At 59.1% G+C, this 26,588-nt stretch carries 40 protein-coding genes; 14 read left to right on the top strand and 26 right to left on the bottom strand.

Annotated features, from left to right (window positions below; all coding sequences use genetic code 11):
- Positions 1-6 precede the first annotated feature (6 nt).
- Positions 7-162: a hypothetical protein gene (locus H6G13_RS27970; protein WP_190489053.1), complete on the top strand. Its 156-nt coding sequence runs from the start codon at positions 7-9 to the stop codon at positions 160-162.
- On the opposite strand, the gene H6G13_RS27965 is transcribed toward H6G13_RS27970, so the two are convergent.
- Positions 139-375 carry a hypothetical protein gene (locus H6G13_RS27965; protein WP_190489051.1) on the bottom strand — a complete coding sequence of 79 codons (237 nt, stop codon included), beginning with the start codon at positions 373-375 and terminating at the stop codon, positions 139-141. The two genes, H6G13_RS27970 and H6G13_RS27965, sit on opposite strands and share 24 nt — an antisense overlap.
- A gap of 215 nt (positions 376-590) precedes the next feature.
- On the opposite strand from H6G13_RS27965, the gene H6G13_RS27960 reads away from it, so the two are divergent.
- The 7 genes from H6G13_RS27960 (at position 591) to H6G13_RS27930 (ending at position 2,821) form a co-directional block, all read left to right on the top strand.
- On the top strand, positions 591-986 hold the full coding sequence (locus H6G13_RS27960; protein WP_190489050.1) for a hypothetical protein: 396 nt from the start codon (positions 591-593) through the stop codon (positions 984-986).
- Between the two features lie 62 nt (positions 987-1,048).
- The gene (locus H6G13_RS27955; RefSeq protein ID WP_190489049.1) at positions 1,049-1,228 is read left to right on the top strand and encodes a hypothetical protein; all 180 of its coding nucleotides are present in this window, start codon (positions 1,049-1,051) and stop codon (positions 1,226-1,228) included.
- On the top strand, positions 1,215-1,664 hold the full coding sequence (locus H6G13_RS27950) for a Rad52/Rad22 family DNA repair protein (RefSeq protein WP_190489048.1): 450 nt from the start codon (positions 1,215-1,217) through the stop codon (positions 1,662-1,664). Before H6G13_RS27955 ends, H6G13_RS27950 begins: the two co-directional genes overlap by 14 nt.
- Positions 1,665-1,691: 27 nt before the next feature.
- Positions 1,692-1,838 (top strand): hypothetical protein, encoded by a 147-nt coding sequence (locus tag H6G13_RS27945; RefSeq protein ID WP_190489047.1) that lies wholly within the window; start codon positions 1,692-1,694, stop codon positions 1,836-1,838.
- A 10-nt stretch (positions 1,839-1,848) separates the two neighbouring features.
- Positions 1,849-2,007 carry a hypothetical protein gene (locus H6G13_RS27940; protein ID WP_190489046.1) on the top strand — a complete coding sequence of 53 codons (159 nt, stop codon included), beginning with the start codon at positions 1,849-1,851 and terminating at the stop codon, positions 2,005-2,007.
- Positions 2,007-2,285, top strand: a complete 279-nt coding sequence (locus H6G13_RS27935; protein ID WP_190489045.1) for a hypothetical protein — start codon at positions 2,007-2,009, stop codon at positions 2,283-2,285. The genes H6G13_RS27940 and H6G13_RS27935 overlap by 1 nt, the downstream gene beginning before the upstream one ends.
- 35 nt (positions 2,286-2,320) lie before the next feature.
- Positions 2,321-2,821: a hypothetical protein gene (locus H6G13_RS27930; protein ID WP_190489044.1), complete on the top strand. Its 501-nt coding sequence runs from the start codon at positions 2,321-2,323 to the stop codon at positions 2,819-2,821.
- Here H6G13_RS27930 and H6G13_RS27925 read toward each other — a convergent pair.
- The 23 genes from H6G13_RS27925 to H6G13_RS27815 form a co-directional block, all read right to left on the bottom strand.
- Complete coding sequence (locus H6G13_RS27925) at positions 2,818-3,036, bottom strand: tail protein X (protein WP_190489043.1); 219 nt, start codon at positions 3,034-3,036, stop codon at positions 2,818-2,820. The genes H6G13_RS27930 and H6G13_RS27925 overlap by 4 nt on opposite strands.
- The gene (locus H6G13_RS27920) at positions 3,036-3,515 is read right to left on the bottom strand and encodes a phage tail protein (protein ID WP_190489042.1); all 480 of its coding nucleotides are present in this window, start codon (positions 3,513-3,515) and stop codon (positions 3,036-3,038) included. The genes H6G13_RS27925 and H6G13_RS27920 overlap by 1 nt, the downstream gene beginning before the upstream one ends.
- Positions 3,508-5,751 carry a phage tail tape measure protein gene (locus H6G13_RS27915; RefSeq protein ID WP_190489040.1) on the bottom strand — a complete coding sequence of 748 codons (2,244 nt, stop codon included), beginning with the start codon at positions 5,749-5,751 and terminating at the stop codon, positions 3,508-3,510. The genes H6G13_RS27920 and H6G13_RS27915 overlap by 8 nt, the downstream gene beginning before the upstream one ends.
- Positions 5,752-5,872: 121 nt before the next feature.
- Complete coding sequence (locus tag H6G13_RS27910; RefSeq protein WP_190489038.1) at positions 5,873-6,283, bottom strand: hypothetical protein; 411 nt, start codon at positions 6,281-6,283, stop codon at positions 5,873-5,875.
- A 53-nt stretch (positions 6,284-6,336) separates the two neighbouring features.
- Positions 6,337-6,855, bottom strand: coding sequence for a phage major tail tube protein (locus H6G13_RS27905; protein ID WP_190489036.1), 519 nt, complete (start codon positions 6,853-6,855; stop codon positions 6,337-6,339).
- A complete protein-coding gene (locus H6G13_RS27900) occupies positions 6,856-8,364 on the bottom strand; it encodes a phage tail sheath subtilisin-like domain-containing protein (RefSeq protein WP_190489035.1) in 1,509 nt (502 codons plus the stop codon). It abuts the gene before it with no gap.
- Positions 8,364-8,615 carry a hypothetical protein gene (locus H6G13_RS27895; RefSeq protein WP_190489034.1) on the bottom strand — a complete coding sequence of 84 codons (252 nt, stop codon included), beginning with the start codon at positions 8,613-8,615 and terminating at the stop codon, positions 8,364-8,366. The genes H6G13_RS27900 and H6G13_RS27895 overlap by 1 nt, the downstream gene beginning before the upstream one ends.
- Before the next feature lie 36 nt (positions 8,616-8,651).
- Positions 8,652-9,266 carry a Gp37 family protein gene (locus H6G13_RS27890; protein ID WP_190489033.1) on the bottom strand — a complete coding sequence of 205 codons (615 nt, stop codon included), beginning with the start codon at positions 9,264-9,266 and terminating at the stop codon, positions 8,652-8,654.
- Positions 9,244-9,657, bottom strand: a complete 414-nt coding sequence (locus H6G13_RS27885) for a phage virion morphogenesis protein (protein ID WP_190489032.1) — start codon at positions 9,655-9,657, stop codon at positions 9,244-9,246. The genes H6G13_RS27890 and H6G13_RS27885 overlap by 23 nt, the downstream gene beginning before the upstream one ends.
- A 2-nt stretch (positions 9,658-9,659) precedes the next feature.
- Entirely contained in the window at positions 9,660-10,136 is a 477-nt protein-coding gene (locus H6G13_RS27880; protein ID WP_190489031.1) for a hypothetical protein, read from the bottom strand.
- On the bottom strand, positions 10,136-10,582 hold the full coding sequence (locus tag H6G13_RS27875; protein ID WP_190489030.1) for a hypothetical protein: 447 nt from the start codon (positions 10,580-10,582) through the stop codon (positions 10,136-10,138). Before H6G13_RS27875 ends, H6G13_RS27880 begins: the two co-directional genes overlap by 1 nt.
- Positions 10,583-10,905: 323 nt before the next feature.
- On the bottom strand, positions 10,906-11,118 hold the full coding sequence (locus tag H6G13_RS27870; protein ID WP_190489029.1) for a hypothetical protein: 213 nt from the start codon (positions 11,116-11,118) through the stop codon (positions 10,906-10,908).
- The gene (locus tag H6G13_RS27865; protein ID WP_190489027.1) at positions 11,111-12,754 is read right to left on the bottom strand and encodes a minor capsid protein; all 1,644 of its coding nucleotides are present in this window, start codon (positions 12,752-12,754) and stop codon (positions 11,111-11,113) included. Before H6G13_RS27865 ends, H6G13_RS27870 begins: the two co-directional genes overlap by 8 nt.
- A gap of 6 nt (positions 12,755-12,760) precedes the next feature.
- Positions 12,761-12,961 (bottom strand): hypothetical protein, encoded by a 201-nt coding sequence (locus H6G13_RS27860; RefSeq protein WP_190489019.1) that lies wholly within the window; start codon positions 12,959-12,961, stop codon positions 12,761-12,763.
- 5 nt (positions 12,962-12,966) lie between these two features.
- Complete coding sequence (locus H6G13_RS27855; RefSeq protein WP_190489016.1) at positions 12,967-13,443, bottom strand: hypothetical protein; 477 nt, start codon at positions 13,441-13,443, stop codon at positions 12,967-12,969.
- A complete protein-coding gene (locus H6G13_RS27850) occupies positions 13,443-13,823 on the bottom strand; it encodes a hypothetical protein (RefSeq protein ID WP_190489014.1) in 381 nt (126 codons plus the stop codon). The genes H6G13_RS27855 and H6G13_RS27850 overlap by 1 nt, the downstream gene beginning before the upstream one ends.
- Positions 13,823-14,545, bottom strand: a complete 723-nt coding sequence (locus tag H6G13_RS27845; RefSeq protein WP_190489012.1) for a hypothetical protein — start codon at positions 14,543-14,545, stop codon at positions 13,823-13,825. Before H6G13_RS27845 ends, H6G13_RS27850 begins: the two co-directional genes overlap by 1 nt.
- The gene (locus H6G13_RS27840; RefSeq protein ID WP_190489010.1) at positions 14,538-14,912 is read right to left on the bottom strand and encodes a hypothetical protein; all 375 of its coding nucleotides are present in this window, start codon (positions 14,910-14,912) and stop codon (positions 14,538-14,540) included. Before H6G13_RS27840 ends, H6G13_RS27845 begins: the two co-directional genes overlap by 8 nt.
- Positions 14,913-14,942: 30 nt before the next feature.
- Entirely contained in the window at positions 14,943-15,944 is a 1,002-nt protein-coding gene (locus tag H6G13_RS27835; RefSeq protein ID WP_190489008.1) for a coat protein, read from the bottom strand.
- A gap of 156 nt (positions 15,945-16,100) precedes the next feature.
- On the bottom strand, positions 16,101-16,850 hold the full coding sequence (locus H6G13_RS27830) for a hypothetical protein (RefSeq protein ID WP_190489006.1): 750 nt from the start codon (positions 16,848-16,850) through the stop codon (positions 16,101-16,103).
- Between the two features lie 49 nt (positions 16,851-16,899).
- Complete coding sequence (locus H6G13_RS27825; RefSeq protein ID WP_190489004.1) at positions 16,900-18,435, bottom strand: DUF4055 domain-containing protein; 1,536 nt, start codon at positions 18,433-18,435, stop codon at positions 16,900-16,902.
- A gap of 195 nt (positions 18,436-18,630) precedes the next feature.
- On the bottom strand, positions 18,631-20,082 hold the full coding sequence (gene terL, locus H6G13_RS27820; protein ID WP_190489002.1) for a phage terminase large subunit: 1,452 nt from the start codon (positions 20,080-20,082) through the stop codon (positions 18,631-18,633).
- A gap of 2 nt (positions 20,083-20,084) precedes the next feature.
- A complete protein-coding gene (locus H6G13_RS27815) occupies positions 20,085-20,696 on the bottom strand; it encodes a hypothetical protein (RefSeq protein ID WP_190489000.1) in 612 nt (203 codons plus the stop codon).
- 216 nt (positions 20,697-20,912) lie between these two features.
- Here H6G13_RS27815 and H6G13_RS27810 point away from each other — a divergent pair, with 216 nt between their 5' ends.
- Complete coding sequence (locus tag H6G13_RS27810; protein WP_190488998.1) at positions 20,913-21,254, top strand: hypothetical protein; 342 nt, start codon at positions 20,913-20,915, stop codon at positions 21,252-21,254.
- 54 nt (positions 21,255-21,308) lie between these two features.
- Here H6G13_RS27810 and H6G13_RS27805 read toward each other — a convergent pair whose 3' ends face one another.
- Both H6G13_RS27805 and H6G13_RS27800 read right to left on the bottom strand, forming a co-directional pair.
- A complete protein-coding gene (locus H6G13_RS27805; protein ID WP_190488997.1) occupies positions 21,309-21,632 on the bottom strand; it encodes an HU family DNA-binding protein in 324 nt (107 codons plus the stop codon).
- A 147-nt stretch (positions 21,633-21,779) separates the two neighbouring features.
- Positions 21,780-22,652: a site-specific integrase gene (locus H6G13_RS27800; RefSeq protein ID WP_190488994.1), complete on the bottom strand. Its 873-nt coding sequence runs from the start codon at positions 22,650-22,652 to the stop codon at positions 21,780-21,782.
- 96 nt (positions 22,653-22,748) lie between these two features.
- Here H6G13_RS27800 and H6G13_RS27795 point away from each other — a divergent pair, with 96 nt between their 5' ends.
- From H6G13_RS27795 to H6G13_RS27775, 5 genes are read left to right on the top strand one after another with little or no spacing between them, the layout of a single operon-like run.
- The gene (locus H6G13_RS27795) at positions 22,749-23,162 is read left to right on the top strand and encodes a phage baseplate assembly protein V (protein ID WP_206756554.1); all 414 of its coding nucleotides are present in this window, start codon (positions 22,749-22,751) and stop codon (positions 23,160-23,162) included.
- 22 nt (positions 23,163-23,184) lie between these two features.
- Positions 23,185-23,649 carry a GPW/gp25 family protein gene (locus H6G13_RS27790; protein WP_199306945.1) on the top strand — a complete coding sequence of 155 codons (465 nt, stop codon included), beginning with the start codon at positions 23,185-23,187 and terminating at the stop codon, positions 23,647-23,649.
- Positions 23,642-24,754 (top strand): baseplate J/gp47 family protein, encoded by a 1,113-nt coding sequence (locus H6G13_RS27785; protein ID WP_190488989.1) that lies wholly within the window; start codon positions 23,642-23,644, stop codon positions 24,752-24,754. Before H6G13_RS27790 ends, H6G13_RS27785 begins: the two co-directional genes overlap by 8 nt.
- Positions 24,744-25,346: a phage tail protein gene (locus H6G13_RS27780; RefSeq protein ID WP_190488987.1), complete on the top strand. Its 603-nt coding sequence runs from the start codon at positions 24,744-24,746 to the stop codon at positions 25,344-25,346. The genes H6G13_RS27785 and H6G13_RS27780 overlap by 11 nt, the downstream gene beginning before the upstream one ends.
- Positions 25,346-26,446, top strand: coding sequence for a hypothetical protein (locus H6G13_RS27775; protein ID WP_190488985.1), 1,101 nt, complete (start codon positions 25,346-25,348; stop codon positions 26,444-26,446). The genes H6G13_RS27780 and H6G13_RS27775 overlap by 1 nt, the downstream gene beginning before the upstream one ends.
- Positions 26,447-26,588: the final 142 nt, after the last annotated feature.

Genomic DNA, 26,588 nt, shown 5'->3' with positions numbered 1-26,588 from the left:
AGCGGTGTGGGATGGCTTCAGAGTGCCCCTGCAGCACTAGCCCCCAGCGAGTGCCGGGGGCTAGTGCCTCATTCCGATGCGGCGGAAAAATTAGGGGCGCAGCTCGGAGCGGCCCACCGAGTCGTGCTTAAGCACGGCCTAGCTCCTGACAATTTCGTCTAGAGAGACTTCGCGCCCTGCCCATTCGCTGCACAGCCGTCGCAGAGCCAGCAGGTTGTCCATCTTTGCGCTCTCCAAATCCCCCTCTTTAGCCTTCTTGAGCGTGTAAGCATTGAGGCCAAATTTAGGCCCATACTCCACGTACACAGCGTTTACTGTCTTGGCCTCAGGCCAAAACGCAGAAATATCAATAGTCGCCATCAACGCAGCCGTCATAATCGCCTCCCGAATTATCAGTCTTTGTGAGGCAATCATAAACAGTTAACTAGTATTAGTCAATAGCCTATTATAGGGCATTGACAATCTACAATCTATTGTAGACAATAGGAGGTGTGAGCCACCTAACCGCTCACACAACAAAACCCCCACCAGCTTTTCCAGGGCGTCGGCGGGGGTTTTGCGAAAACCACATCGATGGAGTTTCAACTCAAATGGTATCAACATTTCCCGCGATCGCAAGTTCTACCGCCGTCGCAGCTCCCGGCATTAACCGTGGCTCTGGCCGCGACACCGAGCCTGATATCGAGCAGCTGCTGGCCCGGCTCAATGCGATCGCACCCTCCACTCAGGAGGTCACCCTGCGCATCGCCATCGACGAGCGTGACGCTGTCATGGATGAGACCGAGTGGCGCTGCTGGGGCAGCTGCGATGCCGCCTTTGGCAATGCAATCCGATTCCTCAACCGCCCCTATCTGGAGGGCTACCTGCGCGAACTGGGCCGACGCCCCCGCGACAGCCAAGGCCAAATTGTCTACGCTACCCAGTCTGCCAACACCGTGAACTGGAGCTGGACCGAGCGCGACCCGCAGCCGCTAACTGACTGCTAAATCCCACGGGCGGGCCGCCCCGCCCTTCGCCTCACTCCAGCACTCCCTACAGCAATTGAAAAATGACCGAGCCTCAAGTTTCCCGACAAACACAGGCCATAGCCAACCGGCTTCGGAAAGCTGATCCGACACTCACCCAGCAGCAGGCCATCCACCGCGCCGTTTGGCTTCAAGAGCAGGCGCGAGTTGTTGACGAACTGACCAAAGATTTTCGCCAGGAGAAGACCAATGAAACTCACTGAAGTCCTGCCTAAGCTCACTGCCAAGCTGCCTCCAGAGGTTCACCGGATTCGCAAGCTGCCCGGTGGCGGGCAGTGGGTCTTCATCCCTTGGAGGAGCCTGCTGGCCTACCTTGACCAGATTTGCCCCGAAGACTGGGCGATCGCATTTTCAGACCCCATCTTCCTGGTGCATGAAGACAAGCGGTTTTGCGTGATCCGCTGCACCCTAACCATCTGCGGAGTGCCCCGCCAGGCCCCAGGTTCAGCCGAGCACGAGCTGATCAGCAGAGACGGCAACGACATGGCCCAGGGTGACCCCATCGAACGGGCCACCGCCGACGCTATTCGCTCAGCCTGCGAGCTGTTTGGCATCGGCGTCTACCTGCACCAGCAGAGAGACCGCCAGTGGCAGCAAAAGCTGATCGCCTGGGTGCGCCAGGCCCAAGGAACTGCCTAGATTCCCCGCAACTTTATTTCACCCAATATGTTTTACGAAGACTTGAACGAGACTCAAAGAGCCTACGTCACCCACTTTTTCCTCGGTGGCGACCCCAAGGCCTTCACCTACAAAGTTGACGCCAACGGCAACGTGCTTACCCGCCAACGCATCACAAGCCAAGCTAAAAGTTGAACCTACAACTATGCCCCCACAAGCCCCTGTCGTTTTGATCCGTGAGGTGCCCTGCATCCGCGAAATGATCGCTCAAACCCCTGATGGTCCCGTTGTGGTCAACGTCCCTCGCTCTGGCCATCAGGACTGGAAAAAAGCTCAGTCAGATCTGTTCATTTGGAGGAGATAGTGGAAAACATCCTTGTCTACTGGCGAAACGAGACCAGCGGCGAGCTGGCCAAAGCCGTAAAGGTCTACTGCACAGAAGATCGGGAGCTGACAGCCGAAGAGCGATCGCACCTGGCTGCCTATTTCCGGATCTGGGCCTTTTACCCAGGGTGGCGCGACGATACTGGCCAGCTAGAGGTGCTGCGGCAGAGCTTTGATGCGATGGTCACCGGCGGCAACAGAGCGACGATTAGCCAGTGGCTAGACCAGGCGCTGGTTATTGGGATCGACCCGATGTGAGTGGGTAGAATTGGACATCTCTCAATCAACTCGCCATGACTGAGCGCCACATTGTCCGCCTAACCGTGGTAATGACTCAGCTATTCCAAATCAGCCCAGACTCGGCCCAGGTTGCGATCGCAGCCTACAGAGCCGAGTCTGGGCTTTCGTATCAGCGCATTTACACCCTGCTGACTACCGGCAAGCTCAGATACCGAGGTGGAAAGCTGCACCATCGGCGGTCGATGCAGTTACGAATTTCAGTGAATATTGAGCCATTGGCGGCGGCGCTTCGAGCAGCAACAAAAGTCTTTGAGAATCTTGGCCCAGAGCTTCTTGCTGCTAGTGAGGCGTTCCGAGAGCGATGGGCATCCCTGCCGCCGCTCCCGCGTTGCCGCTGCATCATCGACCCGCCAGCTGCCCCACCACCCTCACCTCCAGCCGTATCCCGCTTTGCAGGCTGCCCCGGCTGCAAGTACTTCGACCCGAATCCCTTCATGCCATGTGCGGTGAACCCCAGCGGGCCGCCAGCACAGCTCTGCCCTGATAGGGTCTAGCGCTTCCACGGCGGCAGCAGTTCCTTGGGAATCGTCGGCTCGGTCTGAGCCACCACCGGAATGCGCAGCACCACGCCCCCCGGCAGCTGTAGCAGGTGCCGGTACTGGGGATTAGCGAAAATGATGCCCTCATAGGCATAGGGTGAGCCGTAGACCGCCTGAGCGATCGCGTCCCACCGTTGCCCCTGCAGAGTCTGATATGCCGTGAATTCCATCAGACCAACCTCTTCTTGAAGGGGCTGGCGGACTGCAAGCTCAGCGGCTTAGGCCGATCAGTCGTCTCGACCAGCTTTACATCAACCTCAATCGAGAGGGTCACGCCGTCGGGCAGGCAGTCCGTCAGCGCAACTTTGATCTCCTCAATCACGTAGTAGGTCTTGAACCTGCCAGTGCCAATCAGCAGCAGCATCGGCTTGCGATCGCGCCGGGCTTTCTGCAGTTTCTTCAGCTGCTCATCCGGGTTGCACCAGCCAAAGTGAAACCGAAACGCCAAATCGAGGTTGCGCAGCTCCTCCCCCGTGTATTGGAGGGTTGGTGTGCCCTCAATGCGGGGGTGCTCGGCAAAGCTGCTGCCCTCGTTGTAGCTAAATTTGCGCGGGGCCAGGCTGACCTCAATCTCGATATCGCCCAGCAGGCCAAAGGGTTGGGTGCCTGCTTTAGGCCGTTTGTTAGGGGTAATGGCGCTGTTAACCATAGCTGACTCGTGCCTTCTGCCGCTCCACGTCGCTTAACACCTGGCGCACCCGCTGAGCGAAGCTGTCGCCAATAGCCTCAGCCTCCTGCGCATTGCCCACCCCATTCACCTGCACGACGATGCTCACAGGGGCGCTGCCGCCGCCGGCGCTCACCGGCACATTCAGGCCACCCACCGCGCCGCCACCCACCGCACCCATTGTGTCGCCCAGGGTGCCAGCTGCTCCGGCCATGCCCGCCGCCAGCATCTCCACGATTTTGGTGCCTGGGTTGTTGCTGAGGTTGTTGAGGATGGTCAAAGGCCCTTCTGGCACCGGCGAGTTGGGCAGGAAGGAGCGCACCGCTGCGGCCACCGAGCTGACTGCCGATTGCACCGCCCCAATGCCCGACCTGATGCCGTCTGCGATGCGGGTGACGATGTTTCTGCCCGCTGCAAATGCTTGGGATGCGATCGCACGGATGCTAGCGAGAATTGCACTGCCCATGCCTGTTACAGCGCTCACAGCAGCAGATGCTCCGGCGCGAATAGCGGCCACAACGCTCATTACGCCAGCGGTGGCCACCGCCCTCACCTGGGCCCACACGCTGCTCATGGTGGTGACCATCATCCTGAACGTGATGACGATGTTCATCACAGCCATGCGGGCTGCTGCAGCCATCGCAGAGAAGATTGCTCCCACCGCTGCGGGCAGCGCTGCCAGGTTGGCAGGCAGCTCCATCAGCGAAAACTTGATGGTCTGCAGAAAGGTGCCGAAGCTCACGCTCACGCCCATCAGTGCGCCACCCAGGGCAAACACGCCATAGACCACCCCAAGCAGGATGGCTCCTAGGCTTGCCGCGCTGGTCACAACGCCCATGATCATCGCTTTCACGGTCCCCAGAGCCGCCGCTATGCCACCGCCTGAGGCAAACATCAGCATCAGCGCCTGCCAGCCTGCTAGAGCCGCTGGGATGGCTGCAAGAGTGGTTATGACGCCGCCTATTGCGATCGCAATAGGGCCAATTGCGGCGGCCACCAGCAGCAGGGCAATGCCCATTTTGACGATTTGAGGGTTGGCTTCTGCAAAGGTCGCAAACTTTTGCACGAGAGGCGTTAAAGCCCCCAAAATGCTGTTGATGGCTGGCAGCAGGGCCGAGCCGATCTCATTTCTCAAGATGTAGGTGGTAGCCCGCAGCCGCTCTAGTCCAGCCGCTGTCGTGGCACTGCGCTTGGCAAACGTGTCCATCATCGAGCCCGCCTCCACCTTGTCGAGGCTGCCCATGGTCTTTCTGAATAGCTCCAAGTTCTGCACCATGCTGGTCATCATGGCCGCATCGCTGCCGGTGCCGAACATCTTAGAGATGACCGATGTGTCGCCCGAGTCTGCAATGGTCTGCAGCAGAGTGTCGATAGCTCCCACCGCATCCTGCTTGATCATCTTCTCCAGCTCAGCCGCTGGGAGCCCGATATCCTCTAGGGTCTGCTGGAATTTGCTCGTCTGCTGGGTGGCATTTTGCAGCATTGGCAGCATTCCGTTGAGCGCCGTCCCCACCACCTCAGGGGGGTAGCCCAGGTTGAGGAAGCTCGCCGCCAGCGCTGCCGCCGACTCGCTGGCCAGGCCAAAAGTTCGGGTCGTGCCACCCGCCCGCTGAAGCACGCCAATGATGGCGCTCTCGGAGGTGGCCCCGCTGTCAGCCAGGAAGTTGATGGCATCGCCGAGCTTGCCCAAGCCCTCAATGTTGACCCGACCCTGGTTATCCATGTAGCCGAGCACGTTGGTAATCACGCCAATGCTCTCACCGGCCTGCTGGGCGCTCATGTCAAAGGCCACGCTCGCACTGGTGACCAGGCGCGTGTAGTCCTCGAACTGGTCAAATTTGACGCCGAGCTTACCGGCCTCGGTGCCGATCGCAGCAATGTCGGTGGGCATTCGTCCCAGCTCCATGCTGAGCTTCTTGACCACCCGCTGACCTTCGGCTGCTTCCTGAGTGCCCTGCTCAAAGCCGTAGGCCTTGTTCAGGTCGGCCATTACTGACTCAAATTCAATCGCCACCCGCGCCGCTTCGCCCAGGCCCGCCACAATGGGCAGCGTGACGTTGCGGACCATGCCCTGGCCAAAGTCAGAGACGCCCTGGCCGAGCGACTTCATGTCGCCTGATAGCTTAGTTAGCCCCTCAATCGAATCGGCAACAGCCTGAATCGGTTGAGAGGCCTGGTCTACGGCCTCCAGCAAGATTTGCAGTGACTCGACGCTCATTTTCGCTTTTTCTCCGCTTCACGTCGGGCCTGCTCTTCTGCCTCAGCCACGTCCTTCTGAGCTGCTGATATCTCGTCAATCCAATAGCGCAGCTCAGCTACCGAGAGCCCTCTAAAATCGCCTAAACTCCATCCTGCAAATCGGCAGAGGTGGACGAGTCCTTTCCCGAGGGCATCCCCGAGACAAACTGCCCGGTGAGCGTGCCCAGGATGGCTAGCGCTTTAAAGCCGATGCACTGGGGATTCTGCGAGGGTTTGCCGCTGATGTGGTCTAGCGTCATGCGATCGCAATCTCCCAGCGTGAACAGCCGAATCATGAGCCAGCGCATGGCCTCATCGGGGTTCTTTTTGTTCTGCGTGGCCATCCGTTGAAATTGGAAATATGCATCCGCATCCAAGTCTTCTTCCGAGATCTGGTAGATGGGCCGACCGTCCCAGGCGTGAGCCACCGGATCAGAGGAGGGCAGGCTGACGCTGGAAGCAGGAGCTGCAGCGGGTTCCAGGGTGCGGATAACTTCTAGGTTGGTGGTCATGATTTAGGGGTGAGTGGGTAGAGGGCAGGGGGCGGAGGATGAAAGGTAGAAGGCTAGAGACCCAGGTTGGCTCTCAGTAGCGCGAACAGGTCAGGAGCCCCGGGGCCAGAGCGGTAGATGGGAGGGTTGACAGAGAATTCCAGCATGACCTGACCGTTCCAGACCTCTTTCACGTAGTCGATGGCCAAGACTGACTCGCGCTCCATCTCGCCGGGGCTGTAGGAGCCCAGCTGATTGTTTTTGAAGCGCCCAGTTAGGCTGATCACCTGGAGCACATCGCCGGTCTTGCTGCCAGCCGTGTATTCAGCAAAGTTGGCTCGCATCTGCAGGTTTACGGCCTTAAACGGGTTGGCTGCTGCCCTGGCCAGTTCGGGGGTGTAGTCTGCCCAGGTGATGGTGCATTCAAGGGCATTCATGCGAGTGGGATACTCGCTAGTGCCCCGCAGCGCTAGGCTCTCGTGCTCGCGCATGTCAAATTCCAGTTCCGGCAGCTCAACCTCATTGATGTGGCCTGCCAAGCTAACACCGTCAAGCCAGACCGCCAGGGTGTCGAAGTTGTAGATTTTGCTCATTTAGCTATTGCCTCCCAGATTGCCGAGCAGGTTGATATCGAGCGTGGTCTCGAAGATGATGGTCTCGGCGGGGGTCGGGATCATCATGCTGATGCTGAACACGATGCGGCCCGCAGCCAGCGAGGTGGGCGGGTTTTTAGCCTTGTCGTAAAACAGTTTTGAGCCCTCCAGCAGCGCCCCCAGGATGACCTGCTCACGGATGAAACCATTGCCGGTTTCGACGATCGCATCGATCAGAGCGTTGTTGATGGGCCGGTCTACAAACGGGAGCGAGGCCCGCTGCAGCGACTCGTGGAAGATGTCCAGCGTGCGGCCCACGGCGATAAAGTTGAGCGGCGTGGTGTCGCTGGGGTACAGCGCAGAGCGGTTGCCCCACACCAGGAACCCGCTGCCGAAATTGTTGTAAATGGTGGTCACGCCAGCCGCGTTGAGGGCTGTCACGTCCGTATTGGGGTCGGTAAAATCTGCCGTCAGGCGGCGCTCAACGCCCGTAATCCCCTGGATTGGCTTGTTAGAAGGGCTCCACCAGTAGCCCAGCTCAGCGTCGGTGTTGGCCATCACGCCAGCCAGATACTGGCTATAGGGTTGTAACTGAGGCACCTCTTGCGTGTCATAGACGCGGGGGTAGGCCAAGATGGCCCGCCGGGATGCCGTGCCGAAGTTGGCCGCTGGCGATGTCCCAGCTCGGCCTGCAACAGCCTCATCCCGAGTGAGGCCCACCGCGCTGTCGAGGATGTAGTAGGCTTCCAGGTCATTTGCGATCGCACCCATCTCAGCAGCCACCGTGGTCAGGTCGCTAAAGCCAGGACAGATAATGATTTTGGGCCGGTAGCCACGCAGGTTGTAGATATCCTTGAGCGCCTGCAGGCCAGTGCGATCGCCATTGGTGACCGCCCCAACAACGTCAGTCGAGGTTGCTTTCGATGGGTCAGCGTAGGTGTAGGTCACTTTGACCTGACTTCCGCTGGGGATAGTGCCGCCGCTCACGCGAGAGACGATGCCCGTGATGGCGTCATACGTGTAGTCGGTGCCCGCCGCGTAGGTCGTGCCCCCGGCCTGGTTGGTGAGGGTGAAGGTGTCCGTCAGGCCTTCAGCCTTGGTTCCGCTTACCACCGTCTGGGTGGGAGCAGTGCCCGTTACCTGCTGCAGCTGCAGCTTGTCAGCCATTGCCCCAGTGGTTGCGAAGGTGTGGCTCACGGCCTGGGCCGTGGTCTTGTGGACGTTCGCATTAAAGACGTTGACAATCTCGACGGTGCCCGCGCCGTTGTCGCGCAGTGCGTCGAGAGCATAGGGGATAGTGAAGCCCATGCTTTTAGGGCCTCCAAACTGAGCGTCATCAACGTCGTTGATCACGCGCACTGGGTCGTTCAAATGCCTGTCAACAGCTGCCAATCGGTAGGTTGGCGCAGTGCCCACAATCGCAATCACTGCGCTGGGAACCACCGTGACTGGGCGGGGGACGGTATCGACGTAGCGGGTAAATACGCCGTGGGAAAAACCTGTAACCATTAACTATCCCCCTCTTCCTTGGTTGTGCGGGTGGTGCGGCTGCGCGTGGGTTTGGGCTCAGCTTCTGCCTCAGGCTCTGCTGCGATCGCAACCAGCTGGCCTTTGCCAACCAGCCGCTGCACATAGGGCAGCTCAGCAGGCAGCTCCACCTCCTGATGGGGAACCAAAGCCACCTCCTGAGGCGGTTGGCCCTCAGAGGCAGGGGGAAGGCTGATGGCGGTTCTGGGGCCGCTGTAGAGATATCTGGGCATGGCGGGGCCAAAATGCTTTGTCCCCCGCAGTGTTCCCTAGATAATTGGGGGCGGTTCTGGCAGGTCTCCCTCCGAGATGCTGATGCCGTAGCGATCGCTCAACTCCACGGCGTCGAAGAAGATTTCTCTCAGGTTCACACCCAGGTCGCCGGGTTCTTCCATGCCAAGGCCAATCAGCTTGCTCTTGCAGGCCATCTGATATTTGAACCGCCAGTAGTTGTTCTCACGCTCAAGAAACTGAAACCCCGTAGCGTAGAGCGGGCCGCAGCCGTCTGGCTTAAAGCCAATGGTCAGCCAGTAGAGCAGCTGCCGTATTTTGATCAGTCCCTGAGTGGGGTTACGCAGGCCACGCACACGCCCGTCAATTTCCCAATTGACCGCGCAGTCCTGCATTCGGCTCATTGTGTCGGTGGCCGCGCCGGGTTCGTCAGAGGTCCATTGCAGGGTCAGGGTTCCATTGCCGCTTACCACGCCTGCCTCAGCTGCCGTCTCAGGCAGGGTGCGCAGGCCCAATTGCTTGAGGGGGGCTAGCCGGACCTTAATAGACTGTTCTGCAGGGCTGAGATCCATGAGGTTTTTGCTCAGAGGGTTGCGATCGCAGTATTCCCTGTGCGGATCGAGCAGGCCGTTAGACGCTAAAGTAGCGCTCAAAAATTTTGGCAATTTTTTCTCGGTCTTTGTCCGCCCAGCCCAGAATTTTGCGCTGAGGCATCTTCGTCGTACCCGTCTGGTGGTAGATTGCATAGCCCGTCCCCACCACAACGCGCACCACCAGCCCAGAAGGGCCGACCATCGCGACAGAAACCGCTGTCGAGCCGGTTTCGCGTAGGATCGAGCTGGTTTTCTTCCGTCTGAGGGTGCTGCGAGCCAGCGGTGCCCAGGCGGCCCCATCTGGGTCGGTTTCACTAGCAAATTGCTCTTTGGTAGAGCGCTCTTTGTAAAGCGCACCCTGCCGCAGGGGCCGATCCATGTGCTTGGCCTTTTCAGCCAGAGTCGCCAGCTTCTTGAGCGCACTGGCCGACTTAACTTTGACCCGAATCACAACTAAACCTTGTTGACCCAGTCGGAACGCTGGATCAGGAAACCCTCCAGCTTCTGCCCCAGCAGCCGGTCTACGCCGAATTGGTTGAGCAGGTTGGGAGCATACACAAACTCGCTGCGCCGCCGGATGCGGGTCGTGTTGGCCGTGATGAAGGTCTCATACTCCGCGAGCGTGGCCCAGCCATCAGCAGGCAGGATGAACCCGCCTTCTAAATCCCACTCGATAGCCTCAGCCACCGACTCACCCTCAACCTCAGCCGGGATGATTTGAGGGGCCAGGTAGAACCCACTGAGATTGGTTTGGCACAGCTCCCCATCCTGGCGGGGCGTGTTGCTCCTCGACTGCTGCTTGACGTAGGCCACCACCGGCAGGGGCACCGTTGCGATCGCAACATCCCCGTCAGCATTCTCGATCGGCTCGCCGGTGGGCACCTGAAAGAGCAGGCTCAGATTTGCGTATCTAGCCAGAGGGGACGCCATTACTGCACCTCAATCTGATTGCTGGCACGGAAGGCTAGGGGGAGGTGGTGAGCATCGGCTAGGGCTTGCACCGCAGCCCGCTGCTCGGCAGTCAGGTTCGGCGGGGCTGCATTCCAGATCTGCAGCAGCGGGTCAGCTGCGTCCTGAAAGGCCTCTCTGCTGGCCAGTCGCACCATGCGAGCTGTGATGAATGAGCACATAGGGGACTGGGCCACCGCAGCGTAGAAGCCTGTCACCTGAGCCAGGGCGTCGGTGAATTTGGCCCACTCCTGCTCAGGCTCAGGCTGCCAGATCTTGGCCAGTTCCTCTGCAGCAGCTTGCTGCTCTGAAGTGGCTGAATCGCTGAAGTCAATGCGATAGGTGCCGTCTCCCAGATCCGCCACGCCATCAATGGGCGCGACGGCTTCTAGGGCTTGGTGGAGCTGAAGGATTGGCGGAGTCGGCATAAAACTTTTCCGGTGCATCGGACTCCCTCAGAGTGCCCACTGCTAGGATCGAGGGGCGATCGCACCCCCCACCCTTGTGATCGCAAAACGTACTACAAAGCAGGTTGGACTAATTTTGGACTTTTGAACCCAACTGTCACACACCTAAAACGTTGAAATCTCGTGTAATACGATTTGTATTATCAGTCCTGCAAAAACAGCCTCAACCTCTTGCAGGATCAGCGATTGTGCCAGTGTTTGTGACGGTTGACTAGTTGCGTCTCTCGGCAGCTAGTCAAGGCGGTGATCGGGGGGTATCTCCCTGCGGCCAATTTGTTGCCTAGCTACCTCGCTTCAAACTGGATACCTTTGTCGCCGGGGTAGGACTGGCGGTGATCGTTGTCCCCACCCCAGATCTCGTCAGGGATACCCCGAGAGAATGCGATGCAGGTGCGGTCTCTCAGGCTGGTGACGTGCTTGCAGCTGCGGCAAACACGTCCTGGCATCTGGTAGAGCGGCGCGTCATCTAGTTTGTTCACCTTAGGGCCGTCAGTCACCTTTCTGCTCCTTCCAGCGCTCCCGCTTGTAGATTAGTCCCTCCTGCTCAGCGAAGCGGCGAGCTGCTTCGTGAGTGGCATTGGTATTGAACTGGCGATCCAGAGCTTTGGCTAGGTCTGGGTCTTTCCCTAGGGCCTCGTCCATCTCTTTGAGTAGCCGCCCTATCTCGCCGTTCAAAATCTTCTGGTAGCTCTTTCCTAGCTCAGCCTCACTCCTGCCAGTCCACTCTGGCCATCCACCCTCAGGCCGCAGCAGGCTGAAGCGGTAGCCAGGGGACACAACCCGCATTTCCTGTAAATCGTTTGCGATCGCAAACAGAATATCAGCCTGGCTAAAACTGTAGCCGTGGTTTTTGAGTTCTGCCTCCGGCAACAGGTCGGGCGGATGGTTGTGAGTAAGGATCTGCCCTCGCAGCCGTCGCAGCTCAGCATCGCTGAACTCAACATTAAAGCTGCCACCGTCCTTCTCAAAAATGAGGCTGCCGTTGCTGTCAAAGATGGCTGCTGATTCAAATGGCTGAAGGCGTTTGCCGTCTTCCCACCGGCGCGTTGCCGCTGGGGTCTGGTAGGGCTGCTGTGGCACTGCTGGCTCCGGGCCTTTTGGCCTGGCAGGGCGCACCACTACCGGCCCCTTATCCTCTCCAGCGCTGCCCTGCTTAGGCTTAGGCTTAGGAGCAACCGCTTCAGCCTTGGCATCGCCAGCCTTGTTGGCCGGTTTCCATAGGGGTTTGGGGGCTTTCTGCTGCCCGGCCTTACGCTCCCAGTAGGTAGGGCCGTTGTCGGGCTCAATGCCCTTTCCCTTGGCCTTGGTCAAGTTGTCCCTGTGGTAATCTCGCATGAACGCCTCATCAATGAGGCCCATCTCCTGCCAGTCCTTGGACCAGGGGAGCCAGATGCAGAGGCATCGGGGGTGGGCCGGCAGCCGCACCTTGCCCACGGGGTACACGTTACCGTTGCGGGCGACGCAGATACTGCACAAGTTCTCATTGGGCGTAATCAGCCACTGCACGCCCTCAATGCCGTTCTTCTCGTACCGCTGCTGAGCCGCATCGTTAAAAGCCGACATCGTCTCGGTGCGAGCAATGGTCTCCGCTTTGCTCTTAAGCGCCCCCAGCTCGCTGGCCAGCTGCTGGGCTACCTTGGCCGCACCCCACCCCTGCAAGAGCCCCTGCTCAACGATCGCACTGGCCTTGCTACGAAATTTCTCATCGTGTCGCCGCAGCCGCTGCAGGCCATCTCGGGCCTGCAATGCCGCAGCCTCAATCGGGATAGTCGAAAACTCTTGCAGCGGGTAGCCGGGATCAACAATGCGCACCAGCTCATCGGCCAGGGTGCCCCCACTGGTGTGGCTTAGCCGTATGGCCTCGGTGAAAAGTGCCTCGTACTCAGCTTCTTGGTCGGGCCGCACCATGGCTAGCACCGGCTTTAGTTGATCCATCAGCAGTAGGCGACGCTGAGCAGCATAGAGGCTGCCCATGCTCTCCCACTCTGGGTAAATCTTGCGCAGCTCCCGCTCCAGGTTGCGGTAGCTCGCATCGAGCGCGTCCGATAGCCGTTCCACCACATCAGCGTCGAGCCCGGCAACGGCGTTGGAATAGCGCTCTACCAGGTTTTCGAGCTTGCGGTAGTCAGGCATTAGGGGTTACTCAGGGTTGCGATCGCAGTAGGTGATGCAGGTTGCTGCCTCTTTTGGGATTGAGAGCCCTGCGGTGCGCTGCTCATCAGCCCAAATCACGATACGCCCTGGTTCGTGGGCTTCATCGAGCCAACCCATGGTTGTCATCCCCTCTGTAGTGGTGGCAGCGAAGGTGATAAGGGCTTGCCGGAGGGCAGGTTGAGGCATGGTTCTCAGCTTTGCGATCGCTTTCGGGGGGTCTTAAGCTCGGCTGCCTGGGGCTGCTCAGGTGCGGCCTCTTCAGGCATCAGGGGAATCTTCAGGCCCCAGTCGAGAACCCGCTCAACGTTCATCACGCAGCGCTCAATGGCGACACGCTCAGCCGCAGCCTCAACCTCCTCCTGCTGTTCATCCAGCATTGAGCGAACAACGCCCCTGTAAGCCTCTATGGGGGCTAGCAGCAGATGTATCAGCTCATGCCGTAGGTTGCGCAAAACGTGGTTAGCGTCATCCTGCGAATCGGGGTCTATCGTGATGACCGCCTGCTCATAGGCATAGTCAAAGCCGATCTCAGCGTTGATCGTGGTGTGGGCATCACTGGACAGGCGGTCATATTTGACCGTCACGTTCCAGCTGCGCACTGGACCCAGCTCGTTCATGAGCCGATTTATGTGCTCGTGGACAATGGCCTTAACTTCTGATTTATCCATTACCTGCGAATCCTCACTCTGTTGCCGCTGCCGCTGGCAATGCGGCGGATCTGCACCTGCTCAGGCTCGGTGAAGAGCGCGCAGATCAGGTCTTCCTTCTTGCCCGCCAACTCCTGAGAAAACCCGGCGTTGCGCTGGCCGGGCTGCCACTCCAGCACATCCGCCCGAACCAGGGCTGAATCCCCCGCCCCAGATGCGATCGCAGTCTTAGCCGCCTCAATGGAGGTGAGCAGCCCCTCGACATAGCCGATGGAGCTGCCCCCGCTGAGCATTTCAACCCGCGTCATGGCATCCTCAACCAGCTCCCACCAGCGGGGAGCCGCCTGGGGCAGCCGGAGGGCTGCCATGATACGGGCCTTGGTGGTTGGTGTCCAAGGCATTAGGCGAATCTCCCCTTGCTATCGCGGTTATAGGTGCGACCACCGCCGCCACCGCCGCCGCCCTTGCCACCTTTTTTGCCAGCAGTCATGACCCGCTTAGCACCCTTGACCTTGCCAGCCGTTGCCTTAGATTTAGTAGCCTTGGTCTTAGTGGCCTTGGGCTTGGTGGCTTTAGTTGCCTTAGCCTTAGTGGCCTTAGCCTTAGTGGCCTTGGGCTTAGTAGCTTTAGCCTTAGTGGCCTTGGGCTTAGTAGCTTTAGCCTTAGTGGCCTTGGGCTTAGTAGCCTTGGGCTTGGCAGCTTTGGCTTTGGCCGTAGCTTTGGCTTTGGCAGCTTTGGCTTTAGCCGTAGCTTTAGCTTTGGCGGCCTTGGTTTTGGCGGCAGCTTTGGCTTTGGCCGTAGCTTTAGCTTTGGCGGCCTTGGTTTTGGCAGCAGCTTTGGCTTTGGTTGCTTTGGCTTTGGCAGCAGCTTTAGCCTTGGCCGCTTTGGTTTTGGCAGCAGCTTTAGCTTTGGTTGCCTTGGCCTTCTCCGCAGCTTTGGCTTTGGCGGCCTTGGTTTTGGCAGCAGCTTTAGCTTTGGCGGCCTTGGCCTTCTCCGCAGCTTTGGCTTTGGCCGCTTTGGTTTTGGCAGCAGCTTTAGCTTTGGGCCTAGCAGTAGCTTTGGTTCTGTTGGCGGCCGTGGTCGTTCTGGTCGCTGATTTAGAGAATGAGTTGAAGTCAGCCATCGTGCATTCCTTTGGGTTGCCAGGATGCGATCGCATCCCATTTCACGTTGAAAGGCCGTTCGGCCAGTTCTGGGTTCAGCTCAGCCGCCTGCTCCAGGGAGGCGTAACCTCCCTCTGGCCGCCGTTCCAGCAGTTTGCGAGCTGCAGCTGGGCCAATGCCTGGTAGTGGCACAAGTTTTTCCGCTGCAGCGGAATCGGTGGAATTGATCAGCGCCAGGGCGTGGGGGATGACCACCGCAGGCTTGTCTGCCTTTGGTGGCTGCAACTCAGGTGCAGCGCTGACTTGGCGGATCAGGTTTTGGGCCGCCTCGTAATCGACATTTGCCTGTGCCAGCCGTCGGGCCAGCTCAAAGCCTGTTAGTCCCATGGGTTTTGCCTCAATAGGGTGGCTTTGGCCTTAGCCGTTGGTGACTAGGGCTGCGATCGGCACATTCTTCTTCTCAAACACCCGCTCCCAGCTAGCAGCTGCTTCGAGCTCAGCGTCGGTGGGGGTAGCGCCTGCGAGGATGCCCTTCCACTTGACTCCCTTGGGGTGCATGGTGAAGTGGCGGCGGTTGGTGAGGTAGCCCTTACCGGCCAGGATGTCGCGGTCAGTTTCGACGCTGATGTCCTCGCCAAACTCGCCCATGGGCGTGCCTTCGCCGTAAGCGATGGTGTCCATGCCAAAGAGGTAGGTGGTGTACTTGAAGCCGCTGGTGGTGCCAGGAACTTTGGGCATCGTGTCGTCGACGATCACCATTTTTCCCTTATAGGTGCGAATCGGCTGGTCGTTTTGCCCGCTCGGAGCCAAGAACTCAATCACGTCCTGCTTTTCGAGCTCCCAGTAGATATCGCCGTGCATGGCGATCCCAGCAAAAGCGTCGAGCTTGTCGCCCATCAGCTTGAAGGCATCGAGCACGCCGCCAGAGCTAATCAGGTTGTCCTCGGTGGCCGTAGCACCGGCCTCAATGGCGAGGTTGCGAACATGTTCGGCTGCCATTGCCGTGGAGCCAAACACGCCCTTGAGAATGCACAGCAGGGTGGTCTGCATGTCACGCACCCAGTAATCCGAGACCAGTTCTGCGATCGCATCGGCGGGGTCAGCGCCAGAGAGGGCCTTGGCCAGGTCGGAGCTGCTCCAGGCATCACCACGGCGCTGAATCACGCACACATCGCCGCCAGTGCCGATCTTTTTGGGGTTGAGGGGAATGTCCTCGCTCAGGCCCTGAGAGCGGCCAGAGAGGTCTTTAAAGAAAGGCATATTGGCGGTGTTAGCGCCTTTAGTGATCAGGTCGTCGTAGGTCTCAGACTGCTCGATGATGCCGGATTGGAAGAGGGCAGATTTCTGGGTGGTGCGCTCCTGCATGTAGGGCACCCAGATCTCTGGAACGATGATGTCTGCAATAGAAGTAGTAGCCATTTTTCTGAAGTGTTGAGGTCAGTGGGGGTTGTGCATCGTCGGCACTGCCTCGGATGGCGCGGGCACTGCCCTGCGCTGCTCTCAACGTTCCCGAAAAAAAGCGCCCCGGTTTTGAGTCGGGGCGCTGCCTATGGTCTGTTGGGATGGAAAGCTAAATTACTTGCCAGATTCGGCCTTGTAGCGGTCGTAGAGGGGCCGGTTGGTGCGGTAGAGACGGGTTTGCTCAGTCATGTTCCAGGTCTCTTTCTTAAAGGGGTTCACGCCCGCCCCACCGCCGCCGCCGGTGCTGCCAGCGCCCGCCGGAGTCTCGCTACCCGAGCCGCCTTTAGGCTTGAACAGGTGCTGGTTCTCGGTTTTGGCCTCTACCGACTCGACAAACTGCTCAATGCTTTGGCGCTTATAGTCGCCTAGGTCAACGTATACCTCACCGGTGGCCTCGTCGCGCTTGAGGTCGCCGTTCACGCCAAGCACTTTGGCCTTGTGGAGTGCCAACACCTGAGCCGCGTTATTGACCCGATACTGGCCCTTGCTCAGCTCTGCGATCGCATCTCGCTCCAGAGCATTCTGGGCGGCCTGCTTCTCTTTCACCGCCTCACGGTCCTCAATCTCTTTGAGGCGCTTATCAAATTCAGCCTTCTGGTCAGCCAGAATGCGACTGAACTCGGCGTCTTTGTCTGCGGTGGATGCGGTTTTACCTTCCAGCTCGCTCACCTTGGTTTCGGCGGCGGTGAGCTTCTCCTGAGTCGCCACTTTTTCGGCCTTGAGGGCATCACGGTTTCGCTTGACAGCAGGCAAATCGGTCTCTTCGATAACTGCTAGTCGCGTTAGTTCAGGGGCTACCTGCGTTTTGATGTATGCGATCGCATCATCGACATTTTCAAATTCGGTTTTGAGCTGAAAAGGCATTGGCTTCTTCCCTACTAGGGGCTCACAGAGCTTACAGCCGCAGTGTTCCCTAGCCCTCTAGGAGCGAATCGAGCGGATTTTTCAGGCCATTGGCCAGCAGCGGGCGAGCCGTGTCGCGGGCTCGCTGCTGCTCCAGCCGCTCTGCCTCTAGCTCAGGGGTCCAATCGTCCGGCAGCCCGATTTCGCCCGCCTTGAGCAGGCCGTGGTAGGTCAGGTCGCTCAGCTTGCCAGCATTGGCAGCGCCGGTGAGGGCACCGAGCATCCCTGCATCGAGGGTGGTGGTGTCGAAGTCGCGGTTGACCTGGCAGGCCGGAGCCTGGGCAGGGGTTAGGCCCATGTAGCCGTAGTGGTGGCCCAGGCAGCGGTCGATCACCTGCTGCAGCGTTTGGGCCAGCACTGCCAGGCGAGAGTCACCCTGGCCACGGTCCAGGCGCTTTGCCTCGGCGCTTTCACCCACGTTCTTCTGGGCCACCATCGCTGCTAGACCCATTGCTTTGGCCTGGCGCTCCACCTCACCCATGCGATCGCGCACTGGCTCAAAAGCTGAAATATCGGGGATGCTCCACTCGGCGCGGGCGTTTTCGTTGGGGAAGCAGATGGCCTCGCTCACGCTGCCCACACTGCCCAAATCCTCAGCCGTAGTGCCGAAGAACAGCCAGCGGGGGACGCTGGCGATGTGCAGGCTGTAATCCAGGTCAGCCGATAGCTGGTAGTGCCTGATGTTGAGGTTTAGAGCCTCAATCATCGGCGGCTTGGTGATCTTCTGTTTGCGATTTGTCCAGAGCACTTCAAAGGGGATTTCGGCGCGGCTGAGAGTGCCCTGCTGGTGCTCCACCCATTTCTTCTCTTTGCTCTCCCGAAACGTCCGCCAGGTCACGCCTGCAGGGGTTCTGTCATAGACCATCACCTGCTCCACTGAGCGCTCGCCAAAGTCGCCGTCGGGCTCGCAGAGGTGCTGCAGCAGCCGCAGCTGCTTGAGGTAGTGCTGGCTGCCCTGCTGGTGCCAGCGCATATCGAGAATGCGATCGCCGGGGTAAGCCACCCAGTAGGGCCGCAGGGCCGCAGCCACCTCATCGGCGCGAGTTGCGATACCTTCGGCAGTGGGGTACTCCACCAGCACGCCGCAGTAGCTGTAGTCGATGGCCGACTCTAGCAGGTCACTGGCGAACTGATCAAGGCTGCTGCCCTCCAAGTCGATATTGGCCAGGTGGGCCTGCACATCGCTGGGGATGCCCTCAGTCGGCAGAGCAATTGGCTTGCGCATAATCATGCCGACAAACACGCCCACCAGCCATTCGTAGATGGGGGCCAGCGTGGCTCGGCCCAGTCGGTTGGCGTATGTTTCTGGGGCCTCGTCGGGCTCCTCTGGCAAGTAACTCTTGCCCGCGTCGCGCATGGCCTCGGTGCCGCCGCGCACATCGCGCAGCTTTTGCCAAAAGCGCTCCATCTCTCGGTACTTTGCCCCTGGGGTGCGGGGGCCAGGTTTATTGTCTTCAGCCGCCGCCTTCACCTTGTCAGGAAAGGGCGATTGGCCGTCGTTGATGGGTGTGGCTTTAAGTCTCTCGGCGCTTCGGTCGTAGGTCATGGCAGGGCTGCGGCTCAGGTGCCCTCAGAGTTCCCTAGTGGGTAATCTCCCAGCCGTGACTAGCTGCTGTATAGGCAACTAATCAACGCGAGAATGCGGGGTTGAGGCCTCTGTAGTACGCCCGATTACGCCCAAAACCTATGTGCCAGTAGGCCAAATCTAGTCCAGATCTAGCCCAGGCCGCTTGTAGTACGCCTAAGCAAAGCGGCGGCCAGACTTCTGAGCAGGGCCGTGGCTGCGAGCCTCGGTCTCTAGCCAGTTGATCGCCTGGGTCATCGCATCCACCTGGTCATCGTGTGAGCCATTGGGGAAGGCGGCGAACTCCTCAATGAAGTCGAGCACCCACCGCGCCGACTCAGGCAGGAACACGTTACCCGACTGCACGTAGGGGCTCACAGCCACTGCCCGCGCTACCTTGCCGCCCTCGGGGTTGACCGGAATCATACCTGGCAGCTTTCGCTTGAGCAGGTCGATCACCGCCGGGCCGTTGGCCTTGTCCTCAATCAGCTTGGCGCGGGCCTGCGGCCATTTGGCCGAGAGGGCCTGCACCGCCGTCAGGGTGGCGTTGATGTCCATGCGACCTCGCACCTGGTCTAGCAGGTAATACAGGCCGCCCACCACGCCCCACACCTGGAGCACCACAAAGTCGCTGCTGCTGGTCTCTTTGAAGGCGCAGTCACCCGAGATAATCACCCGGTCGAACTTGGCCGGGGGCTGCTGGTAGAACTGCCACCAGTCGCGCTTGAAGTAGTCGCCCTCCAGTGGGCTGGGGCGCTGCTGGAAGAGGGCCGCCCAGAAGTAGGGGTTTTTCCTGAACTTGGCTAGGCGCGAGAGCGAGTAGCGCTCGGGGCACAGCGGCTGCCCTGGCTGCCGCCAGTCCGGCTCCAGGGTGCAGGTATCGGGGATTTTGATCGCCTCGTCCTCTGCGATCGCAGGTAGGTTGACGACGTGCCAGTGCTCCGGCGGGCTTTCCTCGTCATCGCCCACTTCCCGGCCCAGCAGCCAGCCTGCCAGGTCGTCCTCATGCCATCGGGTCAGGATGACAATCTGAGCGCCGCCAGGCTCCTCACGAGTGGCGAAAGTCGATTCATACCACTCCTTCTGCCCTCGCCGGATGGTCTCGCTGAAGGCCTCGGCGTGGTTCTTCAAGGGGTCGTCAATCAGGCCCAGGTGGTAGCCCTTGCCCGTGATGGGGCCGCCCACCCCTGCCGCCCACAGGCCACCGCCGCTGACCGTTTCCCAGTGCTTAATCTGGCCAGAATCGTTTTTGATTTGGCCACCTACCTTGCGGTAATTCTCCCGACAAATTCTGCTGAAGCCGTGAGCCAAATCTGCTGCGTAGCTGCTGATGCCAACAAAGCGCTCTGGGTGCCGGTAGAGGTAGTAGGCGGGGAAGAGGCGAGAGGTGAGCTGGCTTTTGCCGTGCCGGGGCGGCATGAAAATCATTAGCCGGTGGCGCTTACCGTCGGCCACCTCCTGCAGAATGTCAGCCAGCACTTCGCAGTGCCGATACCACTGGTAGGAGGGCATCACCTGGCAGACGAACTCACGGAACGTCAGCACCTTGTCTGATGCCTCGGCCTGGCGCTTCTTAGCCAGCGCCCACTGCTCTACCTCATGCCATTGCTTGAGCGATGAAAGGGCCACACCTAGCTAACCCTCCGCTCGGCCACGATCGCATCTGCCAGATCAGGCACCGACCAACCCCGCTCAACTGCCGTCCGAACCCACTCCATCGGTGTGGCAGGGTCCAGCTCAATCTCCAGCCGGGCGATTCTCTCAAACGCTGTGGCGCAGCTGCCTAGGGGGCGAAAGTCATCGTGCTCCACCAGGCGCTCCACCGCCCGTCGCAGCTCCTGCCGGATGGTCTTGCAATCCTCCAGAATTGATTTGCGATCGCGCCTAGCCCCAAAGTCCACCACATTGCTGCTGGCCACCTCGCTGGCCACCTCCAGCACAACCCGCTCGGCCTGTTGCCGGGGCGCTGCTGGGGCCACTGCCAGGGCAGCTGCTGCGGGAGGTGTGGTCTGGGCCTTGAGCAGCAGCTCCATGCGCCGCTCTTTCCAGGGACCGCTCCTATCGCCGCTGGGGTTGGTCTGGGATTTGCCTTTGGCCCACTTGCTGACAGTTTCAGAGCTGTAGCCAGTTGCCTTTGCGATCGCAGCTAAAGTTTGCTGCTGACAAAAGAGCTTAAAGCCCTTATTAATAACAGCTTGAGAGGCTTTTTTCCCTTGGGTTTTCTGACTGGTTCGGCGTTGCATATTAACTATTCTCCGGCTGTCCCAGAGAGTGCCCAGAATTGCCAAAACCGTTGTATATCAGTAGATTCGCGGATTCCTCCTTTGGGCAAAGCCTAAAGCCTACGAACCTGAGAGGGGGTTTTGAGGGAAGGATTTTGGGATTTCCCCTGTTGCATTGAAAAGTGCGGGAACCCTGTAGGCAAGTGTCAATAGGAACCCTTTTGAAGGAGACAGAAAGTGCCCACTAAACGCCAGCGAAGAATTGATGCACACCCGGATGAAGATCCCAACCAGGTGATGCTGGATGAGTTTGGAAAAGCGTATTTCTTAGCTAAAAAGAAGCCCACGACAGCAGCGCTGCTGGATCGAGTTACAGGCACCATCGTTCAGGGCCGGATAACTCACTACGTCATAGCCAAGCCTGCTCGGCAGATTGGCGATCGGCCCAAGGTGGAGAAAAAATTCAAGCTCGATGCCGACTTGGTCGAGGCGATTGAGGACAGAGCTGAGCAGGACAGGTGCTTTTTGGTTGATGTGGTTGAGGCTGCATTAAGCAAATATCTGCTGCCGGCCCAATAAAAAACCCCGACCAACGGGCCGGGGTAATAGAGAGCAGAAAGAACGCGAGAGAAACTACTTTTTGCCTTTGCCCTTGGCTGGAGCGGCGGCCACCGGCTCGGGTTCCGGCTTGAGTCGGTCTTTGAACAGTTTACCTGCCGAGAATGCCGGTACTACGCTGGCTGGGATGACCATCGTGTCGCCAGTTTTGGGATTGCGGCCCTCTCGCTCGGCCCGAGAGCGCGGCTCGAAGGAACCAAAGCCTACCAGGGTAACCTTCTGGCCGTCAGCAACGGCCTCTACGATGGAGTCAATAATCGCGCTGATAATGGCATCGGCCTCCTTCTTCGTGACCGATGCCTTCTCTGAAACTTTGTCTACGAGTTCGCCCTTGTTCATAGGAATCCAAAAGTTGTAAACGCTGAAGCCTTTGTAGCATGGGCGATCAAGGCTTTCAAGCGTGGGCACAACTAACGATAATTAAGGGTAATTATCTTATCAAGGCTAAAGAGCCTAAAAGCTTCTGATAGCAAGACTTTCAGGGTTTTAGCAGTCGATATAGTCAGAGCTGGCCTTTCCGGTGAAGTGGCCATAGCGGTCCATCGTGAATGAGGCCCGCTTATGGCCCAGCTGGCGGGCGATTGAGTGCCAATCTGCTCCGTGCTCGTGGCTGACCACTGCGTGACAGTGCCTGGCCCAGTGAGGAGAGGCCTCGGGTTTGCCGATGCGGGTGAGGGCCTGCTTCACCCACCTGTAGGCGTGGATATAGGGCACCCCAAAAACCAGCTCAGAACCGCTTGCCGTGGGGCTTTGGCGGGCCATCAGCTCTTGGTACAGTTTTGGGGGGCAGCCGATTTCTCGAAACTGCCCACCTTTGCCGTTTTGAACCTGCAGAAAAACTCGATTCCCACGGCGCTGAAAGTCGCACCACCGCAGGCTAATAGCCTCGCTGGCTCTGATGCCAGTTCCGTACAAAATTCGTAGAAAGATTTGGGCTCCTGGGTCAGGCTCTAACTGGATGGCTTTGAGCATTTCCTTCTCGGTCAGAATGCGCTCTGCTGTAACCGGGCGCGGCTTTTTGAGCTTGTAGACCGCGTGGGGGACGTTGAAGGGCAGGTAGCACAGGTCGCAGCCGAAGCTCCACAGGCTTTTGATGGCCGCCAGGTGCTGGTTGCGGGTAGCGTCGCTCCAGCTGGCTTTAAAGCTATCGCGGTAGTCCACCAGGTCGGAGGCGGTGACCTGGCGCAGGCCCACAGCGCCAAGCCACTTCCGCAGCCGATTAATGGCGCTGGTATAGGCTTTGCGGGTGCTGGGAGAATCGAAGCCCGCCAGCCAAAGCTCAATCAGGTGGTCGTCGGAGCTGGCCTGCTGGGGAACCAGATGGCCGGGGGTTTGGGGTGCGATCGCTAGATTATTCATGCCCCCAGGTTTCCCGCCTGGGAACGCTGAGGCTGTCGCGCCGAGGACCAAATGACAGCCAACAGAGCCAAACAGAACAACAGTAGCAACGGCGTTGTGAGCCTTCATTTTGGCCGCATCAGCGCTATAGATTCAGCCAAATGTACGGCGCGAGTCAACGTGGCCGAGCTGGGCATGGAGAGCTACTGGCTGCCCGTGTTGCAGTTCCGCGCTGGGGCAAATCAGGCCTACTGGATGCCGTCAGTGGGTGAGCTGGTCTGCTGCTTGCTTGATGAGAAAGGCGAAGGCGGGGCAATTCTGGGCGGCTGTTACTCCGAAGCTGATCCGCCGCCGGCGAGCAGCGCCAACCAGCTGCACATCCTCACCGGAAAAGTAGTCATCAAGGGCGATGTAGACCTCACCGGCACACTCAAAATCAGTGGCAGCGGCAATGCGATCAACGGCAAGCAGATGGCCGTAATCGGCGCTGCAGACAACGCAGGGCACTCTATCGTTAGCTCTGGTCAATAGCGATGCTTGATATTTTCGTCCTGTGTTTGATGTTTGGGGTGGTCTACGCCGCTCTGGGGGGCAACTGATGACTACTGCGGCCCTAGAAGCGTGGTGGCAGGGAAAGCTAGCCGAGGTCGATCCGACCCTGGCGACCAACGGCATCGATGCCGTCTGGTGGAGCTTTGCTGTGGGCAGGAGCGGCATTGTGCAAGATGCCACCGACCTGGATCAGGCAATCAAAATCATTTTGGCCACGCCCTACGGCAGCGACCCGCACCGACCTGACTTCGCCAGCAACATCTGGCTCTACATCGACTATCCGGTACCTCGGGCCACGCCCCATGTGGTCCGTGAGTCGATGCTGGCCGTGGAGACCTGGGAGCCCAGGGTTGAGCTTGAGTCTGTTTCAGTCAATCCGTATCGCCCTAACCAAGCAGCTTTGACCATCAACGCCCAGTGGACTATTGGCTCAGTAGAAGGGCAGACGGAGGTGGCCATTGGCTGAACCAAACTTTATTGAGCGCGACCCGACTACCATTGAAGCCCAGGCCCTAGCAACCTTTGAGGCGGCGCTGGGTAAATCGCTGCTGCCAGGCCAGCCAGAGCGCCTACTGCTCAACGGCTTGGTCTACCGCGAGGCCCTAACCCGCATTGGCATTCAGTACGCAGCTGAGCAAAACCTGGTCAATTACGCCGTGGACAACCGGCTTGATCAGCTGGGGGCACTGCTGGGAGTGATTCGACTGCCTGCAGCAGCTGCCCGGGTGACGTTGCGCTTTAGCCGAGCAGCTGCTCCTGCTTCCCTGCTGATTCCGCAGGGCACGCGGGTAGGCGTTTCTGGCTCAGAGATGCGCTTTGCCACCGTCGAGGCAGCAACAATTCCAGCCAATGGGACCAGCGTTAATGTTGTGGCTCAAGCCGCGAGCACCGGCACGGCTGGCAATGGGTTCACCGCTGGCCAAATCAGCGAGATGCTCGATGCGATCGCCACCGTATCAGCAGCCAACATCACCACCAGCAACGGCGGCACCGACATCGAAACCGACGAGCGGCTGCGTACCCGCATTAAGCTGGCTCCCAACCAGTTTTCAGTAGCTGGCTCAAAGGGGGCCTATAAGTATTGGGCGCTCACAGCTAGCCCAACGGTGGTTGATGTGGCTGTGCTGGGGCCTGAGGACCGAGGCGGGGTCGGCCCTGTGCTGGTGCAGGTCTACCCGCTCACCAGCACAGGACTACCTAGCGCAGAGATTTTGCAGGCCGTCCAATCGGTGCTCAGTGGAGACACAATTCGGCCGCTGACAGACGAGGTGAGTGTCCTGGCTCCAACGGCTGTGGGCTACACCATCACGGCCAGCATCACCCTGTATCGCACTGCTGATGCAACCGCGCTCACGGCTCAACTCAATGCCGCAGCCCAGGCCTTTGCCACCGCTAAGCGGGCAAAGCTAGGGCAGGACATCATCCGTAGCCAAATCATCGCTGCACTGAGTCTGGCAGGAGTCTATCAGGTCACGCTCAGCACGCCTGCCACCGACCTGGTGATTACTCCCAGCCAGTGGGCTAACTGCACCGCCGTCACCATCACCATTGCGGGGTCAAATGACGGCTAGCCTGCTGCCACTAGCGATTCGGGATGAGCGCTTCCTAGCGTTTGAGGCCGTTTTGGACCGGCTCTCAGAGCTAGATCTCTCGGTGCTGGCCGTCTACGACATCGACAACGTGACGCCTGAGGCCCTGTATGACCTGGCCGACCAGTTCAACGTGCTCGGCCTCCGCGGGTGGACTCTGGCCGGGAATGAGACGCAGCGGCGAGCGCTCATCAAGGAGGCGATCGCATTGCACCGCACGGCAGGCACTCCCTATGCCGTGAAGCGGGCGATGGCCCTAGTGGGGTATCCCAATGCCACCATCACCGAGAATCCGGGGCTTCGCTTCGACGGTAGTTGGAGGTTCAACGGCACCCGGCAGTTTTCAGGCGTGAGTTACGGCACTTTCGTTGTCACGCTTGACTCGCAGCAATCGCTCGTTAGCGCTGATTTGATCAAACTGATTGTGGCCTTGATTAACGAGTGGAAAAACGCCCGCAGCTCCCTTGTGGATTTGCGAATTGGCAATATCAGCCTGTTCAGCAACCTGCAGCTGCACGATGGGCTGTGGGGTTACAACGGCGCACAAACCTTTGACGGAGAGAGGAATATCTGATGGTCGATTTAAGCGAATCCAACAGCTTTACGGCTGCTGTCACCCGGATTGAGGCGAATGATATCGCTCTGGGCGGCAATGAAATTAACGCCCCTAACCTGCAGCTCAAGCAACTCACAGACCGCACCCGATGGCTCAAGGGCCAGGTTGATGCGCTGCTGCAGGGCCTCATCGGCCTGACAATAGGCGAAGAGGTGCAGGCATGGGATCTCGACCTAGACGCCCTAGCAGGACTGACCGGAACGGGGCTGGCTCGGCGGCTTGGAGTAGGCAATTGGGCTACAGTGCCGCTATGGGTCGATAACGGGCTAGCCGAAGGCAGACTCACCCTGCAGAACGGTGTAGCTGTTCCCACCGCTGGCATTGCCGCAGCAACGACGCTTTTCTACACCCCGTTTCGGGGTAACCGAATTTCGCTCTACACGGGCACCGAATGGGTGACCCGGACATTTACCCAGATGTCGATCTCGCTCTCGGGACTAACGGCAAACACCGTCTTCGACGTCTTCGGGTATGACAATTCAGGCAGTCTAGCCATCGACGTGAACGCCTGGACAAACGCCACAACCCGCACCCTCGGCCTTGCCTTGCAGGATGGCGTGTGGGTGCGCTCTGGGGCAGCTACACGCCGCTATCTGGGTACGTTCCGCACCGTAGCAGCAGGCCAGTCCGAAGACTCCGACGGCAGGCGCTTCGTCTGGAACGCCCAAAACCGAGTGGGGCGCAAGCTGCGGGTTCAGGCAGGGAACCAGGTGTACAGCTACGGAGTGGGCACGTTCAGGCCACTTAACAATGACCCGAACATCCGAGTTGAGGTGGTTTGCGGGCTATCCGAGGACTTGATCGAACTGACCACAGTCGGCCTTGCAAACAGCGGCGACCAGGTGCTGGCATTCGGCATCAACAGCACCTCGACTCCCACGGTAGACGGGCAGGGTGCAAGCTCCAATGTCGTCGCCGATGACCTGACCGTGATCGCCACGCTGCACCACTTGCCAGCAGTAGGCTATACCTCGATCACGATACTGGAGCGCAGTAACAACGGCACATACAACGCCAACACTATTGGGTTCACTATGGCAGGGCAGGTATTGGCCTAACTCAGCTTTTGAACGCAGAAGCCCCCAGATTTCACAAAATCTGGGGGCTTCTATTTAGGCAAGCTTTAGGCAAGCCATTTGCCCAGAGACCCGCAATAAGGGCGAACGAAGGGACTCGAACCCTCGAATGGTGGAACCACAA

It is taken from the genome of Pseudanabaena sp. FACHB-2040 (assembly GCF_014696715.1).
Classification (GTDB): domain Bacteria; phylum Cyanobacteriota; class Cyanobacteriia; order Phormidesmidales; family Phormidesmidaceae; genus JACVSF01.
The sequence above is the reverse complement of the archived record's forward strand: the minus strand, read 5'-3'. Positions and strand labels throughout refer to the sequence as shown.